The sequence below is a fragment of the Saccharopolyspora sp. NPDC050642 genome (assembly GCF_040654735.1).
Taxonomy (GTDB): Bacteria; Actinomycetota; Actinomycetes; order Mycobacteriales; family Pseudonocardiaceae; genus Saccharopolyspora; species Saccharopolyspora elongata.
The window spans coordinates 100,380-115,826 of record NZ_JBFAIN010000023.1 but is presented as its reverse complement, the minus strand read 5'-3'; the positions used below and the strand labels follow the sequence as shown (position 1 = coordinate 115,826).

The following is a 15,447-nucleotide window of genomic DNA, read 5'->3' as shown; positions in this document are numbered from 1 at the left end:
TTGCGTGAAGATGCGGCACCCGAACAGCTCTGCTATGAGCTTGGCGCTTGTGGGCAGCCGGTTATTTGCCTGGCCGCACCGGATGTCGGTGCTTGCGTGGATGCCGAGGGCAGACCCAGACCCACTCGTAGCCGCTGCGCTCGCTATTCGATCGTGTCAGCTCCATCTGAACCGAGCACGTCGAGCATTTCTCCGGCGGAATGAAGTCCTTTGCTCTTTCGTGCTCAAGAATATGCTTGGCGAAACGGTGCCCACGATGGCGCACCATGATCTCGCGACGAGGTTTTTCGGGACTGCTCGAGAGCGAATTCAAACTACCCAGGTAGACCGTTTCCTCATCGAGTACGACGATCTTCTGGTGCATCGCTTTTACCCGCACCAAATAGGTCGCTGTCGCGTCCAGCTCGGCGATGCGGCGTGCTGCTGCTGGATCGGTGCGGTCATGGTTGTCCCGGTGATCGCTGGCGAAGACGAAGACTTCGAGCCCGCGTTCACGCGCCGCGCGGAGCTGCGGTAGGACCGTGTCCATTCGCGGGTGTACCCAGGGTGACCACATCCAGATGGATTCCCGGGCTCCGCCTATGTCGTCGAGAACCGCGGGGTAGTAGCCGCGTTCGTCGAACATCCCGTCAGCGACGACGTGGACGTGGTCGTCGAACGCCTCCCACACGTCCTCCTCGATGGGGTCTGCCGCCGGTCGGCGTTCCGCAGCGGTAAGACCGAGGAAGTCGTCGGCACGAATGCCTTTGACGCCGTTGTTGACCATCTCGCGGGCTGCATGTAGCACCGTGCCGGGGTCGGCATCTCGTACGGTCTTCCACGCACACAACACATAGAGACGGTGCTTGGCGCGAGTAGCCCCGACGTTGAGAAGCCTGGCACCCGCGCGCTGGAAGCTCCGCGTGGAGCTCATGCTTCCCTGCGCGATCCAGCCGCGTGTGCTCCCGTCCTCGACGGTGTCGAGTATCACCACGTCGAACTCCCGGCCCTGGAAGCTGTGCGTGGTGCCGACTTCGACTTGCTCCGCGACCTGACCGAGGTCTTGGAGATACGCCTGCGTCGCCTTTCGCTGAAGCTTGTAGGGCGTGACCACGCCGACCGTCTCACCCTTCCCCAAGTGGTGCTCCGCAAGCGCATGTGAGAGCACGCTTCCGGCTGGCCACCAGCGGCCTTTGACGGTGGGAGAGTGGCGGAACTGGCCCATCTCGCCAAGGTTGTCAGTGGTGATCAGGATGATCTCGGTGTCATCGCCGTGCGTTGATCGGTTCGGTGCGACCCGGAGGTGCCCGCCATAGGCGATTCGGTTGGCCAGCTCGACGAGGTTCGGTCCAAAACGGTGTGTTTCCAGCAATGCCGCGCAGCCAGGCTCGCGCAGCGCTTGGTCGGCGGTGGTAATACCGGCGAGCTCGAAGCAGTCACGCGTCAACCAGCGGGTGACCTGCTGACGTTTGGCGTTGTTGGCCGGTTCGATTGGTCCGAGCTGGCAGAAGTCGCCTAGCAGCGTGACTGTCCTGGACGCCAACGACACGGCCAGCAGCACGTCCGGAATCGCCGCCGCCGCCGCTTCGTCGACCAACACCACGTCGTAGGGGCCCTCAGCCACCGCTTTGTTCAGGTGGGCTCGGCTAAGCGTGGTCGCCACCAGCCTCGCATTCCGGATGATCTCGGGCTCCGCTTCGTTTTGCTCCTTCGCGAGGCGTGCCAGCAGTTCTTCGTGCTCTTTCTCGAGCGAGGCACGCCGCCGGATTTCGGCTTCGGCACCCGCGCGTGCCTCCTCGCGTTCGGCGTGCAGGTTGGCCAGGTCGTGGCGTGCTGCGTGCGCCGCCAAGCGATGATCATCCGGGGTAGCGCGGCGCAGTGCTTCTGCGGCAGACAGTGCCTTCCCGGCCTCCTGCAGTCGTTGATCTGCCGCTGCGACTGCGTCCTCAGAAGCTCGGACAGCGTGCTCCGCCGCTTCGAGTTGCCCACTGATTCGGTCGATCGACTCCTGATCGAACGGATCGGCGGCTGTTCGGTGCTGTGCGATCCTCGGCTTTAGCGCTGAGCTTTGCCGGTCGAACTCGTTCCGAGCTTGCCGCACTTGCGCACTGGCATGGCGCGCGAGTCCAGCCGTATCGCTGAGCTGTTGTCGCAGGTATCGCTGAGCAATCCAGCCCCGGAGGCCTGGCCGGTCCGCCGATCGTTGCGATCGCGCCGCGAGTTGCTGCCGCTCAGCGGCAATCCGGTCGAGTTCTCGTTGCCGGCGTTCCACTTCGGCGGCTAGACCGCGCAACACATCCGTCAACTGCTCCGCTTCGCGGAGCTGCTGCGCTGCCTTCGATGCTGCCCGGTGCTGCTCTCGAGCTGTGCTCAGCGCTCGACGACTTGTTTCAAGCCGACTGCGCGCGTCAGCCGCTTCCGTCGCACGCTGTTCGCGAACTCGTTGTAGCTGTTCTATACCTGTCGTTCGTTCGATTCGCTCGAGGGCGGCTTGGTGCGCGTCGAAGTCGTAGTCGATAAGCCGGTCATCGAGGATCTTCAGCCGTTGTAACGTCGGCGACTGCTGAAGCCGTAGGAGCTCCTCCTCGACCGAATGCCGTCGCTCTTCCAGTTCGTGGATTCTCGCGGCGATGATCCGGCGCAGCGCCACACGATCGTCCATCGCGATCTGCCGCATCTGCGGCGTTCCGACACGTAGCAGTTCGCCCCGTGCCGGGGAACCGAGCTTGAGCGCGGCGAACAGGGCGTTGTCCACCGCTATGTTCGTGCCGGACACGAGCAGCACACGGCTACCGCGCCCGACTAGGTCGTCTATCGCCCTGCCGAGTACCGTGGTCTTACCAGTGCCGGGCGGGCCCCAGACCAAGTGCAGGCCAGGGCTCACGCATGCGTGGTGTGCTTGGGCTTGAGCTCCTTGCAGCGCTCCGACGTCTGCGACGTTGCGTGGCAGCGCGTCGATTCGTCCCGTAGCGAGCCGGTCGGCGAAGCCCGGATCGCTCAGCTTCTTCAGCGCCTCCAATTGACTGCGTACCAGGAAGTCGGCCGGGCGGCCGGTTCCCCGCAGTACAAGTCCGTGCTGCGGGGCGTGCCGACCGACCTGCACCACTACCGCTTCCTGCTCCTCGTACGCGTCGATGACCCGATAGCTGGGTTCGTCACGGTCTTCGGGCATGAGGCGAAGGTCAGAGAGTTCGTCGATCCGGGTCGCGTTGTTGCGCGTGGAAACCCGATACCGACCCGGCTCGGTCTGGACTGCTCTCCCAACAAGCTTGGTCGTAGGACGAGCCGGTTTGGCACGATCTGGGAGTTGGCTGGCGACGGCTTCGATCACTTCGTCGAGCCACCCCATGCCGCCTCCTGTCCGCGATCACTTTCCGTGCGCATCTTGGCGCAGATCGTGACTGTTGTGGGTCGGGATGGACAAATCCCGTCAGCGGTAGTCGGCCGGGCTGCCGGGGTTGCCGGGCCATTCGACCTCGAGGACGTAGCGCCAGGCGTCCGGCTGGGAGCCGTCCGCGTCCGTGAAGCCGTAGGCCTTCGCGAGTTGTCCGCTGGACAGCGACTCCTTGTTCCAGCGGGCCACCTCCGGGTCCGTCGCCAGCGCGACCACCGCGCGGCCGACGAACTGCGGCGACTCGGAGATGCCGAAACCCTCCGGCGCCGTCGTGGACTCCCGCCAGTTCTCCTCGGTCACGCCGAAGAGTTCGAGCATCATCTCCGACCGCAGCCAGCCCGGCGTCAGCGAAACCGCCGTGCCGCCGTGCTTCTCCAGCTCCTCGCCCTGCGCCCGGGCGAGGCGGTGCGCGGCGACCTTGACGATGTCGAAGAACGCGCCGCCCTCGCTGCGGTAGTACTGGTCGTGGACCTCCGCGGTGCCATCGGTGAGCTCCACGACCAGCCCGCCCGGGCGCTTGCTCAGCAGCGCCAGCGCGAAGTGGCTGGTGATCATGTGCGCCTCGATGCCGACCCGCAGCCGCTGCAGGCCCTTCGCCAGGTCCTGCTCCCAGATCGGCTTGTGCCAGTCCATCAGGTTCTCGCCGCCGAGGTCGTTGATCAGGATGTCCAGCCGGCCCTGCTCCGCCTCGATCCGCCGGACCAGCTCGCGGACCTGGTCCGGGTCGGTGTGGTCGACCTGGACCGCGATGCCGTTGCCGCCGGCCCGGGTCACCAGCTCGGCAGTGTCCTCAATGGTCTCCGGCCGGTCGTAGTCCGAGCGCTGCGCCCGGGTGCTGCGCCCGGTCCCGTAGACGGTCGCGCCGGCCGCCCCCAGCTCCACCGCGATGCCGCGGCCCGCACCGCGGGTCGCCCCGGCCACCAGCGCGACCTTGCCGTGTAGTTGTCCACTCATGTCTGCGATTCCTCCTCTTCCCGAACGGTTCGGAAGCGAACCTGCCAGCGAATCCGGACACCTGCGGTCAGGATTCCCCGCCGGGTTCCGGATCGCTCGTCGCAGCTCCGCCACGCGAAAGGAGTTCACGCACCTGCTCTTCTGCCTGCCTCGACCGGGTGAGCGGTACTCGGGGTACGGTATTGGTGGTGATCACGTCCGCGACGTGAGCACCACCAAGGGGAGGAACAAGACTGGGCTCGCTGCGGCGGACGGACCCGCCGGGCGGCGGTGAAAGCGGTCGGGACGGAAGCGACGAGGTGCGCGGCACAACACACCTGCTGAAACTCCCGGCGTGGCTGCTGGACGCGGGGGCGGTTGCTTGCCTACCGTCCGGACCGGGCACGGGAACGGCCGAAGCTCGCATCCCGCACCGACAGCAACCGGGGGAACCCGCGTCGGCGACGACCGGTACCGCGGCCGCCCCGGCGGTCGACGCAGAGAGCACAGAGCCACGATCAGGAAGGCGGATCCGATGACGCCCCCGCACAACTATCTCGCGGTGATCAAGGTCGTCGGCATCGGCGGCGGCGGCGTCAACGCCGTGAACCGCATGATCGAGGTCGGGCTCAAAGGTGTCGAGTTCATCGCGGTGAACACCGACGCGCAGGCCCTGCTGATGTCGGATGCCGACGTGAAGCTCGACATCGGCCGCGAGCTGACCCGCGGCCTCGGAGCCGGTGCGGCTCCGGAGGTCGGCCACAAGGCCGCCGAAGACCACAAGGAAGAGATCGAAGAGGTCCTCAAGGGCGCCGACATGGTGTTCGTGACCGCTGGCGAGGGCGGCGGCACCGGCACCGGCGGCGCGCCCGTCGTGGCGTCGATCGCGCGCAAGCTCGGCGCGCTGACCATCGGCGTGGTCACCCGGCCGTTCTCCTTCGAGGGCAAGCGCCGCGCGGCCCAGGCCGAACAGGGCATCAAGGAGCTGCGCGACTGCTGCGACACGCTCATCGTCATCCCGAACGACCGGCTGCTGCAGCTCGGCGACATCGGGGTGAGCCTGATGGACGCCTTCCGGTCCGCGGACGAGGTGCTGCTCTCCGGTGTCCAGGGCATCACCGACCTGATCACCACCCCGGGTCTGATCAACCTCGACTTCGCCGACGTCAAGAGCGTCATGTCCGGCGCGGGCAGCGCGCTGATGGGCATCGGCTCGGCGCGCGGCGAGGGCCGGGCGGTGCAGGCCGCCCAGAAGGCGATCAACTCGCCGCTGCTGGAGGCGTCCATGGAGGGCGCGCACGGAGTGCTGCTGGCGATAGCGGGCGGTTCCGACCTCGGGCTGTTCGAGATCAACGAGTCGGCGTCGCTGGTGCAGGAATCCGCGCACCCCGAGGCCAACATCATCTTCGGTACGGTCATCGACGACTCGCTCGGCGACGAGGTGCGGGTGACCGTGATCGCGGCCGGGTTCGACTCCGGCACGCCCACCCACAAGAAGCTCGAACCGACGAAGGTCGGCGCGCGCACCGAGGAGCCCGAGCCCGCTCCGGTCCCGGAGAAGCCCGCGCCACAGCCGGTGGCGAGCGAGCCCGCGCCGCCGCAGCCCGCGCCGCAGCCGCCGCAGCAGCAGTCGACCCCGGTGCCGCAGCCCGCGCCGCCGGTGCAGCCCACCCCGCCGCAGCCCGCTCCGCAGGCGGAACAGCCTGCGGCCCAGCCGGTTCCGGCGCAGCCGGAGCCCGCGCCGGAACCGCCGCAGCGGCCGAACCTCGGCCAGCGGTCCGGGCTGTTCGGCAGCGACGGCTCCTCGACCGGGCAGCAGAACGTCTCGGTGCCCACCCGCGCCGGCGGCTACCCGACGCACAGCGGTACCTCCGCCACGGGCCGCCCCGGTGCGCTGTCCAACCGTGGCATCCCGGTTACCGACGACACCGACGACGACGTCGACATACCACCCTTCATGCGTCGCTGAAGCGCGGTGCCCGCACCGCGCGGCGCATGAGCGAGAATCGACACCGGAAACACCCCGTTTCCGGTGTCGACTTGTGTTCGGGAGGCTGAGCAGCAGTGCGGATTCGGCGCGTGATCACCACGCGGGAGGGCGGGAGTTCCCGGCCGCCCTTCGACTCCTTCAACCTGGGCGGCCGGGTCGGTGACGATCCCGCGGCCCTGGCGGCGAACCAGCGCAAGCTGGCCGACGGCATCGGCCTGCCCGAAGACCGTCTGGTGTGGATGGAGCAGATCCACGGGCGCACCGCGACCATCGTCGACGGGCCGCAGCCGGCTCCGGTGGAGGCGACCGATGCGCTGGTGACCGCCGAGCCGAAGCTGGCGCTGATCGCCCTCACCGCGGACTGCGTGCCGGTGCTGCTCGGCGACCCGGAGACCGGCGTGGTCTCGGCGGTGCACGCCGGCCGGGTCGGCGCGCGCGTGGGAGTGCTCGTCGCGGCGCTGAAGGCGATGCAGGAGGCGGGCGCGCGGCTGGACCGGATCGAGGCGCTGCTCGGCCCGGCGGCCTGCGGCGAGTGCTACGAGGTGCCCGCCGAGATGCAGGCCGACGTCGAGAAGCACCTGCCGGGGAGCGCGTGCAAGACCCGCAAGGGCACCGCCGGGCTCGACCTGCGCGCGGGGCTCTGGGAGCAGCTGGCCGCGGCCGGGATCGCCAAGATCGGCGTCGATCCGCGCTGCACCATGGAATCCCCGGAGCTCTACAGCCATCGCCGCGACAACGGCCGCACCGGCCGGTTCGCCGCGGTGATCTGGGCCGAGCCGGAGGAGACCGAGTGAGCGAGGAGCTGCGGCGGGCCGAGCTGGCGGAGTCGCTGCGGGAGGTCCGCGACCGGGTCGACCGCGCCTGCCGAGCGGCGGGGCGCGAGCCCGACGAGGTCGAGCTGCTCGCGGTGACGAAGACCTTCCCGGCATCGGACGTGGCGCTGCTGGCCGATCTCGGGCTGACCGAGTTCGCCGAGAACCGGGAGCAGGAGGCGCGCGGGAAGGTCGCCGAGTTCGCCGCGCTGCGGCCGGCGGCGGAGGCGCACTGGCACATGGTCGGGCAGCTGCAGCGGAACAAGGCCCGGGCCGTGGTCCGCTGGGCCGACGTGGTCGAGTCGGTGGACAGCAACCGGCTCGTCGAGGCGCTGGGCCGGGCCGCCGCGAACGCCCTGGACGCGGGGGAGCGGGAGCGTCCGCTGGACGTCCTCGTGCAGGTGGGCCTGGACGAGGCGACCGGGCGCGGCGGCTGCCGTCCGGAGGACGTGCCGGCGCTGGCCGATATGATCACGCGTACGAGTGGTCTTAGGCTGCGTGGCGTGATGGCCGTCGCCCCGCTGGGTGGCGAACCCGATGTGGCTTTTGCCACACTTTCCAAGATCTCCGAGCGCTTGCGCCGTGATCACCCCGAAGCTGGCGAAGTGTCGGCGGGGATGTCCGGCGACCTGGAAAGTGCCGTTGCCCACGGCTCGACCCGGGTGCGTGTCGGAACCGCGCTGCTCGGTGGGCGGCGGTTAACCTCGCCATAGCCGTGAACAGGGGGGTCGAGGGCCGGCCGCCTCGTGCTCGGTGCTAAGGAGTCGCAGAGGAAGGGCATGCCGATGAGCGCTTTGCACAAGTTGAAGGCCTACTTCGGCATGGTCCCGGCCGACGAGGTGGACGACTACGACGACGAGCCCGGCTATCGTGATCGGTACTCCGACGCCGATCGCGATGCCTACGACGGCCCGTCGGACCGGGTCGGCGCGCGTCGCCGGGTCGGCACCCGCGGCGGCTACCAGGCAGAGGCCGAGGCGGAAGCGGACAGCTTCGTCGAGGAGTACCGCGAACCAGCGGCGCGACCCCGGCGACAGTGGACACCGGACGCGCCGGTGCGCAGCGTGACACCGGTCGACCCGCCGCGGGAGTCCGTCTCCCGGCTGCGGGCGATCACCGACACGGGCACCCAGTTCAACTTGAGCAAGATCACAACGCTGCATCCGCGCAGCTACAGCGAGGCCCGCACGATCGGCGAGCAGTACCGCGACGGCACGCCGGTGATCATGAACCTGACCGAGATGGAGGAGGCCGACGCCAAGCGCCTGGTCGACTTCGCCGCAGGTCTGGCGTTCGCGTTGCGGGGCTCGATCGAGAAGGTCACGAACCGCGTGTTCTTGCTCTCACCGCCGAACGTGGACGTCGCGGCGGAGGACAAGCGGCGGCTGGCCGAGGGTGCCTTTTTCAACTACGGGTGAGTGGTGGCACAGTTGAAGCGTGAACCCGGTGCAGATCGTCCTGTTTTACGTTCTGTTCTTCTTCTGGCTGCTGCTCACGGCCCGTATCGTGATCGAACTCGTTCGAGTGTTCGCTCGCGATTGGCGGCCCGTCGGAGGGGTTGCAATCGCGTTGGAGAGCATCTACACAGTGACCGACCCACCCGTAAAGTTGGTGCGTCGGGTGATTCCGACGGTCCGGATCGGCGGCGTCGGACTGGACCTATCGATTATGGTGCTGCTGCTGGTCGTGTTCATACTGATGCGACTGGTGCAGCCCGGGTGACGGGGAACCCGGGCTACCCGCAGCCGAGGAGTGCGTGAGGTGATCTTGTGGGCCTGACCCCCGCCGACGTGCATAACGTCGCGTTTAGCAAACCTCCGATCGGTAAGCGGGGCTACAACGAGGACGAGGTGGACGCATTCCTCGACCTGGTTGAAGCCGAGCTTGCCCGGCTGGTGGAGGAGAACAACGACCTGCGCAGCCAGGTGGAGCAGCTGGAGTCCCAGCTGCAGACCGCGCAGGTCGACTTGGACGACGCGCGCAGCCAGGCCGCGTCGGTTCCCTCGACCCCGGCCGCCCCACCGGAGGAACCGCGCCGGCTTACCCCGGTCCCGGCGCCGACCGCCGCCGAGCAGACGTCCCCGGGCGGTGACCACCACGTGCAGGCCGCCAAGGTGCTGGGCCTCGCACAGGAGATGGCCGACCGGCTGACCGGTGAGGCCAAGGCCGAGGCCGACGGCATGTTGTCCGAGGCGCGGACGAAGTCCGAGCAGCTGCTGTCCGAAGCGCGCTCGAAGTCCGACAGCATGGTCAACGAGTCCCGGACCCGTGCCGAGACGATGCTCAACGACGCCCGCACGCGGGCCGAGACGCTGGAGCGGCAAGCCCGCGACAAGGCGGCGAGCCTGGAGCGCGACGCGCAGCGCAAGCACGCCGAGGTGATGGGCAACATCACGTCGGAGAAGAACGCCCTCGAGAAGAAGATCGAGACCCTGCGCACGTTCGAGCGCGAGTACCGCACTCGACTGCAGACCTACCTGGAGTCGCAGCTTCGCGAACTGCAGGACCGGGGCTCGGCCGCGCCCGCGGACAGCAGCGGCAGCCGGTCGTCCGGTCAGCAGGCCAGCTACAGCTTCGGGGCGCGCGCAGCCGAAGCCGGCTGAGCGAGTTCGTCCGCATCGGCGGCGACGGGCTGAACCGCCCGTCGCCGCCGACGTGCATCGGGGGCGTTCGGCGAGGGGCGTGAGGTCGCGTGCTGTTGGTCGTGCTGCTGCTGGTCCTGGTGGCCGGCGGTGTTCTGGCCGGTGCGGTCGCCGCGGGCGAACCGGATCTGGCGTGGCTGTCGGTGCTGATCAGCGTCGTCGGCGTGGCGCTGCTGGTCGCCGATCGGCGATGGCGCCGGGCCGGGCCGCGAGAGCGGCCGCCGGCGGAGCCCGCGCCGGTCGACGGCAAGGAGCCGGGCGAGGAGCGCAGCAACGCCGCGGAAGCGGCGGATCCGGGCGCCGAGGTGCTGGTGCTCGATGAACGGCCGCGCTACCACGTCCGCACCTGCGAGTGGATCGGTGATCGGAAGACGATCGCGCTGCCGCTGCGCGAGGCCCGGGAGCTCGGCTTCACGCCGTGCGCCCGCTGCGCGCCGAACGCGACGCTGGCCGCCGAGGTCCGCCGCGTGTAGCAGTTTCAATTGAAACCTCGGTCCTTCCCGGGCCCCGGGGACGGTTTCAAGTGAAACCGCGCACCGGTGAAAACCGGTGGCGGGCGCCCGGTACCCTGGACTGACCAGGCAATGATCCGGCCATCACCGGGGAGCCTCCGGAAGAACGGGTGCCCTGCCTGGGCGCCTCAGTAGAACCGGACGGGTCCAGCCCGTCACAGCTGGCAACGAGTGGTCGTCGGCGTCGTCCGGCGGCAAGCGGGGTGGTACCGCGGATCTCGTGCGGGCATGCGCGCGAGGTGTCGTCCCCGCGTGGGCACCGGAGTTTCGGTGACCGTGCGGCGGAAACGACACACCGCGAGGAGCACAACCGCGATGGCTTATCCCAAGGTTCAGTTCGGCGACGCCGGTGAGCGCGGCGTGGCGGCCCAGCCCGTGTTCCCCGAGATCGAGCGCCAGGTGCTGGATTTCTGGGCCGACGACAAGACCTTCCGGGCCTCGGTGCAGGCCCGCGAGACCGGCGCCAACGGCGCCAACGAGTTCGTCTTCTACGACGGGCCGCCGTTCGCCAACGGGCTGCCGCACTACGGGCACCTGCTGACCGGCTACGTCAAGGACGTGGTGCCGCGCTACCAGACCATGCGCGGCCGCCGGGTGGAGCGCCGGTTCGGCTGGGACTGCCACGGGCTGCCCGCCGAGGTGGAGGCGGAGAAGCAGCTCGGCATCACGTCGAAGTCCGAGATCGAGCAGATGGGCGTCGCCGCGTTCAACGACGCGTGCCGGGCGTCGGTGCTGCGCTACACCGCCGAGTGGGAGGACTACGTCACCCGGCAGGCCCGGTGGGTGGACTTCGACAACGACTACAAGACGCTCGACCTGGACTACATGGAAAGCGTCATGTGGGCCTTCAAGACCCTGTGGGACAAGGGTCTGGTCTACGAGGGCTTCCGGGTGCTCTGGTACTGCTGGCGGTGCGAGACGCCGCTGTCCAACACCGAGACCAAGATGGACGACGTCTACCGCCAGCGGCAGGACCCGGCGGTGACCGTTGGCCTGCGGCTCAACGCGCCGGGCAAGGCCTTCGACGGCGCGCTGGCCCTGGTGTGGACGACGACCCCGTGGACCATGCCGTCGAACTTCGCGGCGGCCGTGCACCCGGACGTGGACTACGTGCTGGTCGCGCCGCCCAACGCCACCGAGCGCTACGTGCTGGCAGAGGCGCGGCTCGGCGCGTACGCGCGGGAGCTCGGCGAGGACGTGGCCGAGCACGTGGTGGAGCGGGTCAAGGGGGCCGACCTGCTCGGTGTCCGCTACACGCCGCCGTTCGACTTCTTCGTCGGCAACCGCAATGCCCACCAGGTGCTGCCGGGGGAGTTCGTCACCACCGAGGACGGCACCGGAATCGTGCACATCGCGCCGTTCGGTGAGGACGACAAGGCTGTCACCGATGCGGCGGACGTCGAGCTGGCGGTCCCGGTCGACGCCCACGGCAAGTTCACCGCCGAGGCTCCGCCGTACGAGGGCCAGCACATCTTCGACGCCAACAAGCAGATCATCCGCGATCTCAAGGACGCCGGGCTCCTGCTGCGGCACGAGACCTACGACCACCCGTACCCGCACTGCTGGCGCTGCGACAACCCGCTCATCCAGCGTCCGGTGTCGTCCTGGTTCGTGGCGGTCAGCCAGTTCAAGGACCGGATGGTCGAGCTGAACCGGCAGATCAACTGGGTGCCGGGGCACATCCGGGACGGCCAGTTCGGCAAGTGGCTGGAGAACGCCCGCGACTGGAACATCTCCCGGAACCGGTACTGGGGTTCGCCGATCCCGGTGTGGGTCTCCGACGACCCGGCCTACCCGCGCACCGACGTCTACGGCTCGCTGGACGAGCTGGAGCGCGACTTCGGGGTGCGGCCGGCGAACCTGCACCGCCCGGAGATCGACGACCTGACCCGGCCGAACCCGGACGACCCGACCGGGAAGTCGACGATGCGCCGGGTGCCGGAGGTGCTGGACTGCTGGTTCGAGTCCGGCTCGATGCCGTTCGCCCAGGTGCACTACCCGTTCGAGAACTCGGAGTGGTTCGAGCACCACTACCCGGGCGACTTCATCGTCGAGTACAACGGCCAGACCCGCGGCTGGTTCTACCTGCTGCACGTGCTGGCGACGGCGCTGTTCGACCGGCCGGCGTTCACCAACGTGCTGGCGCACGGCATCGTGCTGGGCGACGACGGCCTGAAGATGTCGAAGTCCAAGCGCAACTACCCGGACGTCAACGAGGTCTTCGACCGCGACGGCTCCGACGCGATGCGCTGGTTCCTGATGGCCAGCCCGATCCTGCGCGGCGGCGACCTGGTGGTCACCGAGCGCGGCATCCGGGACGCGGTGCGCCAGGCGGTGCTGCCGCTGTGGAACTCCTGGTACTTCCTGGCGCTGTACGCCAACGCCGAGGGCGTCTCCGGTGAGTCCAAGGTGGACAGCAAGCACGTGCTGGACCGGTACATCCTGGCCAAGACGCACGAGCTGGTCGGCGACGTGCAGTCCGCAATGGACTCCTTCGACCTCGCGGGCGCCTGCTCGGACGTGCGGGACTTCCTGGAGGTGCTGACCAACTGGTACGTGCGCCGTTCCCGCGACCGCTTCTGGGCGGGCGACCGGGACGCGATCAACACGCTGCACACCGTGCTGGAGGTGACCTGCCGGGTGGTGGCGCCGATGCTGCCGCTGACCGCGGAGGCGGTCTGGCGCGGGCTGACCGGCGGCCGCTCGGTGCACCTGGCGGACTGGCCGCTGGTCGACGAACTGCCCGCGGACGCCGCGCTGGTGACCGCGATGGACGAGGTGCGCCAGGTGTGCTCGTCGGTGTCGAGGCTGCGCAAGTCCAACAACCTCCGGGTGCGGTTGCCGCTGGCCAAGCTCGTGGTCGCCACCCCGGACGCGGAGGCGCTGCGGCCCTTCGCGGACCTGATCCGCGACGAGGTCAACGTCAAGGACCTGGAGCTGAGCACCGACGTCGCCGCGCACGGTCACTTCGAGATCGCCGTGAACGCGCGGGCCGCCGGTCCGCGGCTGGGCCGCGACGTGCAGAAGGTGATCAAGGCGGTGAAGTCGGGCGAGTGGCAGCGCACCGGCGGAACCGTGGTCGCGGCCGGCATCGAGCTGCAGGAGAACGAGTTCGACGAGCGGCTGGTCTCCACCGACCCCGGCGCGGCCTCGGCGCTGCCCGGCGGCAAGGGCCTGGTGGTGCTGGACACCGAGGTGACCCCGGAGCTGGCGGCCGAGGGCCTGGCCCGCGACGTGGTCCGGGTCGTCCAGCAGGCCCGCAAGGAGGCGGACTTCCAGGTCTCCGACCGGATCGCGGTGGCGATCTCGGCCCCGGCCGAGGTCCTGTCGGCCGTCGCCGAGCACCGCGAGTTCATCGCGGCCGAAACGCTGGCGAACGCGGTCGAGTCCGGCGACGTGGCGGACGGCTTCACCGGCACCGTCGGTGACGGCACCGAGATCAAGATCGGCGTCACCAAGGCCTGATCCCGCGAGGTCGAGGGCGCTTTCCGCCGGATTTCCCGGCGGGAAGCGCCCTTCGCGCTTCCCGGGTCGGTGTGACCAAGGCCGCTCCCACGATCCGGGATTGCTGTTGTCCGGTGCCGCGGCGGTTTTCTAAGGTCCGTAGTCGAAGGTCATGAGTGCCAGCGTCAAGCCCCGGCTTGCTGGCCGGCAACCCTCCAACCGCGGTGGGGTGCCCCGGGTGAGGACCTGGCCGGTCGTGCAGGGCGATCCGGCAAGCGCGGACCCCTCCTGGGCGGGTCCGATGAGGCCCCCGAGGAGGCCGTCATGTCTTCTGCCGTCATCGACATCCCGAAGCAGTCCGATGTGGACTACCGGATCCCCGCTGTCGTCGGTCGCTCGCTGCAGGTCCCGCTGGTCACCGGCGAGCACATCGGATACGCGAACCTCGATCACGGGGCGAGCGCGCCTTGTCTGGAGCCGGTGCAGTCGGCGGTGAACGAGCTGCTGCCCTGGTACGCGAGCGTGCACCGCGGCGCCGGGTTCGCCTCCCAGGTGTGCACCCGGGTCTACGAGGGCGCCCGGGACAAGCTCCGGACCTTCGTCGGCGCCCGGCGCACCGACTCGGTGATCTTCACGCGCAACACCACCGACGCCCTGAACCTGCTGGGGCGGGCGCTGCCGCGCGGCACCTCCGTCGTCGTCTTCGACACCGAGCACCACGCCGCGCTGCTGCCCTGGTCCGGCCCGCGGGTGCGCCGCCTGCCCGCGCCGGAGACCCCGGCGGACGCGGTCGCCGCGCTCGACGCCGCGCTGGCCGAATGCCCGGAGGGGCCGCGGCTGGCGGTGATCACGGGCGCTTCCAACGTCACCGGCGAGGTGTGGCCGGTCGCCGAGCTGGCGAAGGTGGCCCGCCGGCGCGGGGCGCGCACCGTGCTGGACGCCGCGCAGCTCGCGCCGCACCGGCCGGTGCGGATCGGTGAGCTCGACGTCGACTACGTCGCGATCTCCGGGCACAAGCTCTACGCGCCGTTCGGCGCGGGCGCGCTGATCGGCCGCGCGGACTGGCTCAACGCCGCCGAGCCGTACCTGGCGGGCGGCGGCGCGACCCGGCTGGTGCAGGAGCGGTCGGTCAGCTGGACGACCGGGCCGGAGCGGCACGAGGCCGGTTCGCCGAACACCGTCGGCGTGCACGCGCTGGCCAAGGCCTGCGAGACCCTCGCGGCCAACTGGCCGGACGTCGTCGAGCACGAGGAGACGCTGCTGCGCCGGCTGCGGGCCGGGCTGCGCGGCGTGCCGGGGCTGCGCGAGCTGCGGTTGTTCGACGCCGATCACGACCGGGTCGGCGTGGTGAGCTTCACCATCGACGGTCAGGACCCCGGCCTGCTGGCCGCGGCGCTTTCCGCGGAGCACGGCATCGGTGTCCGCGACGGCTTGTTCTGCGCGCACGTGGCCACGCGGCGGCTGCTCTCGCGGGCGGGCTCGGACGCCGACCGCGCGGTGCGCGTCAGCGTCGGGCTGGGCACGACGGCGGAGCACATCGACCGCCTGGTGAACGCGCTGCGGCGGCTGGTGGCAGTGGGCCCGGTCTGGCGCTACGAGCAGGTCGACGGCCGCTGGGCGCCGGTCAACGACCCGCGCCCGCTGCCGGACTTCCTCGGCTGACCGGAACCCGGCTCTGCTATGGCACCCCAGTGCGCTCACGGCACTTGACCAGTGGAAACGGAGCCGCGTGGGCGGGGCG

General features: G+C 69.5%; 11 protein-coding genes and 1 riboswitch. Of the genes, 9 read left to right on the top strand and 2 right to left on the bottom strand.

Annotated features, from left to right (window positions below; translation table 11 throughout):
* Positions 1 to 61: 61 nt before the first annotated feature.
* Positions 62 to 3,328, bottom strand: a complete 3,267-nt coding sequence (locus AB0H93_RS29135; protein ID WP_358576583.1) for an AAA domain-containing protein — start codon at positions 3,326 to 3,328, stop codon at positions 62 to 64.
* 81 nt (positions 3,329 to 3,409) lie between these two features.
* Complete coding sequence (locus AB0H93_RS29130) at positions 3,410 to 4,327, bottom strand: SDR family oxidoreductase (RefSeq protein ID WP_358576581.1); 918 nt, start codon at positions 4,325 to 4,327, stop codon at positions 3,410 to 3,412.
* Between the two features lie 514 nt (positions 4,328 to 4,841).
* Between AB0H93_RS29130 and ftsZ the strand changes: the two genes are divergently transcribed.
* From ftsZ to AB0H93_RS29085, 9 genes are all read left to right on the top strand, one after another.
* Entirely contained in the window at positions 4,842 to 6,275 is a 1,434-nt protein-coding gene (gene ftsZ, locus AB0H93_RS29125) for a cell division protein FtsZ (protein ID WP_358576580.1), read from the top strand.
* A 110-nt stretch (positions 6,276 to 6,385) separates the two neighbouring features.
* Positions 6,386 to 7,090 (top strand): peptidoglycan editing factor PgeF, encoded by a 705-nt coding sequence (pgeF, locus tag AB0H93_RS29120; RefSeq protein ID WP_245760923.1) that lies wholly within the window; start codon positions 6,386 to 6,388, stop codon positions 7,088 to 7,090.
* A complete protein-coding gene (locus AB0H93_RS29115) occupies positions 7,087 to 7,821 on the top strand; it encodes a YggS family pyridoxal phosphate-dependent enzyme (protein WP_358576578.1) in 735 nt (244 codons plus the stop codon). The genes pgeF and AB0H93_RS29115 overlap by 4 nt, the downstream gene beginning before the upstream one ends.
* A gap of 72 nt (positions 7,822 to 7,893) precedes the next feature.
* Positions 7,894 to 8,526, top strand: coding sequence for a cell division protein SepF (gene sepF, locus AB0H93_RS29110; protein ID WP_358576576.1), 633 nt, complete (start codon positions 7,894 to 7,896; stop codon positions 8,524 to 8,526).
* 19 nt (positions 8,527 to 8,545) lie between these two features.
* A complete protein-coding gene (locus AB0H93_RS29105) occupies positions 8,546 to 8,830 on the top strand; it encodes a YggT family protein (RefSeq protein WP_093160639.1) in 285 nt (94 codons plus the stop codon).
* A 47-nt stretch (positions 8,831 to 8,877) separates the two neighbouring features.
* On the top strand, positions 8,878 to 9,711 hold the full coding sequence (locus tag AB0H93_RS29100) for a DivIVA domain-containing protein (RefSeq protein ID WP_358576575.1): 834 nt from the start codon (positions 8,878 to 8,880) through the stop codon (positions 9,709 to 9,711).
* An 89-nt stretch (positions 9,712 to 9,800) separates the two neighbouring features.
* Entirely contained in the window at positions 9,801 to 10,223 is a 423-nt protein-coding gene (locus AB0H93_RS29095; RefSeq protein WP_358576573.1) for a hypothetical protein, read from the top strand.
* A gap of 354 nt (positions 10,224 to 10,577) precedes the next feature.
* Complete coding sequence (ileS, locus tag AB0H93_RS29090) at positions 10,578 to 13,727, top strand: isoleucine--tRNA ligase (RefSeq protein WP_358576572.1); 3,150 nt, start codon at positions 10,578 to 10,580, stop codon at positions 13,725 to 13,727.
* A gap of 147 nt (positions 13,728 to 13,874) precedes the next feature.
* Positions 13,875 to 13,990: riboswitch (SAM riboswitch) on the top strand.
* Between the two features lie 40 nt (positions 13,991 to 14,030).
* A complete protein-coding gene (locus AB0H93_RS29085; RefSeq protein ID WP_358576570.1) occupies positions 14,031 to 15,368 on the top strand; it encodes an aminotransferase class V-fold PLP-dependent enzyme in 1,338 nt (445 codons plus the stop codon).
* Positions 15,369 to 15,447: the final 79 nt, after the last annotated feature.

Coding starts and splice junctions, on each gene's coding strand:
- AB0H93_RS29135 (WP_358576583.1), bottom strand. CDS start 3,328: ATGGGGTGGCTCGACGAAGTGATCGAAGCCGTCGCCAGCCAACTCCCA.
- AB0H93_RS29130 (WP_358576581.1), bottom strand. CDS start 4,327: ATGAGTGGACAACTACACGGCAAGGTCGCGCTGGTGGCCGGGGCGACC.
- ftsZ (WP_358576580.1), top strand. CDS start 4,842: ATGACGCCCCCGCACAACTATCTCGCGGTGATCAAGGTCGTCGGCATC.
- sepF (WP_358576576.1), top strand. CDS start 7,894: ATGAGCGCTTTGCACAAGTTGAAGGCCTACTTCGGCATGGTCCCGGCC.
- ileS (WP_358576572.1), top strand. CDS start 10,578: ATGGCTTATCCCAAGGTTCAGTTCGGCGACGCCGGTGAGCGCGGCGTG.
- AB0H93_RS29085 (WP_358576570.1), top strand. CDS start 14,031: ATGTCTTCTGCCGTCATCGACATCCCGAAGCAGTCCGATGTGGACTAC.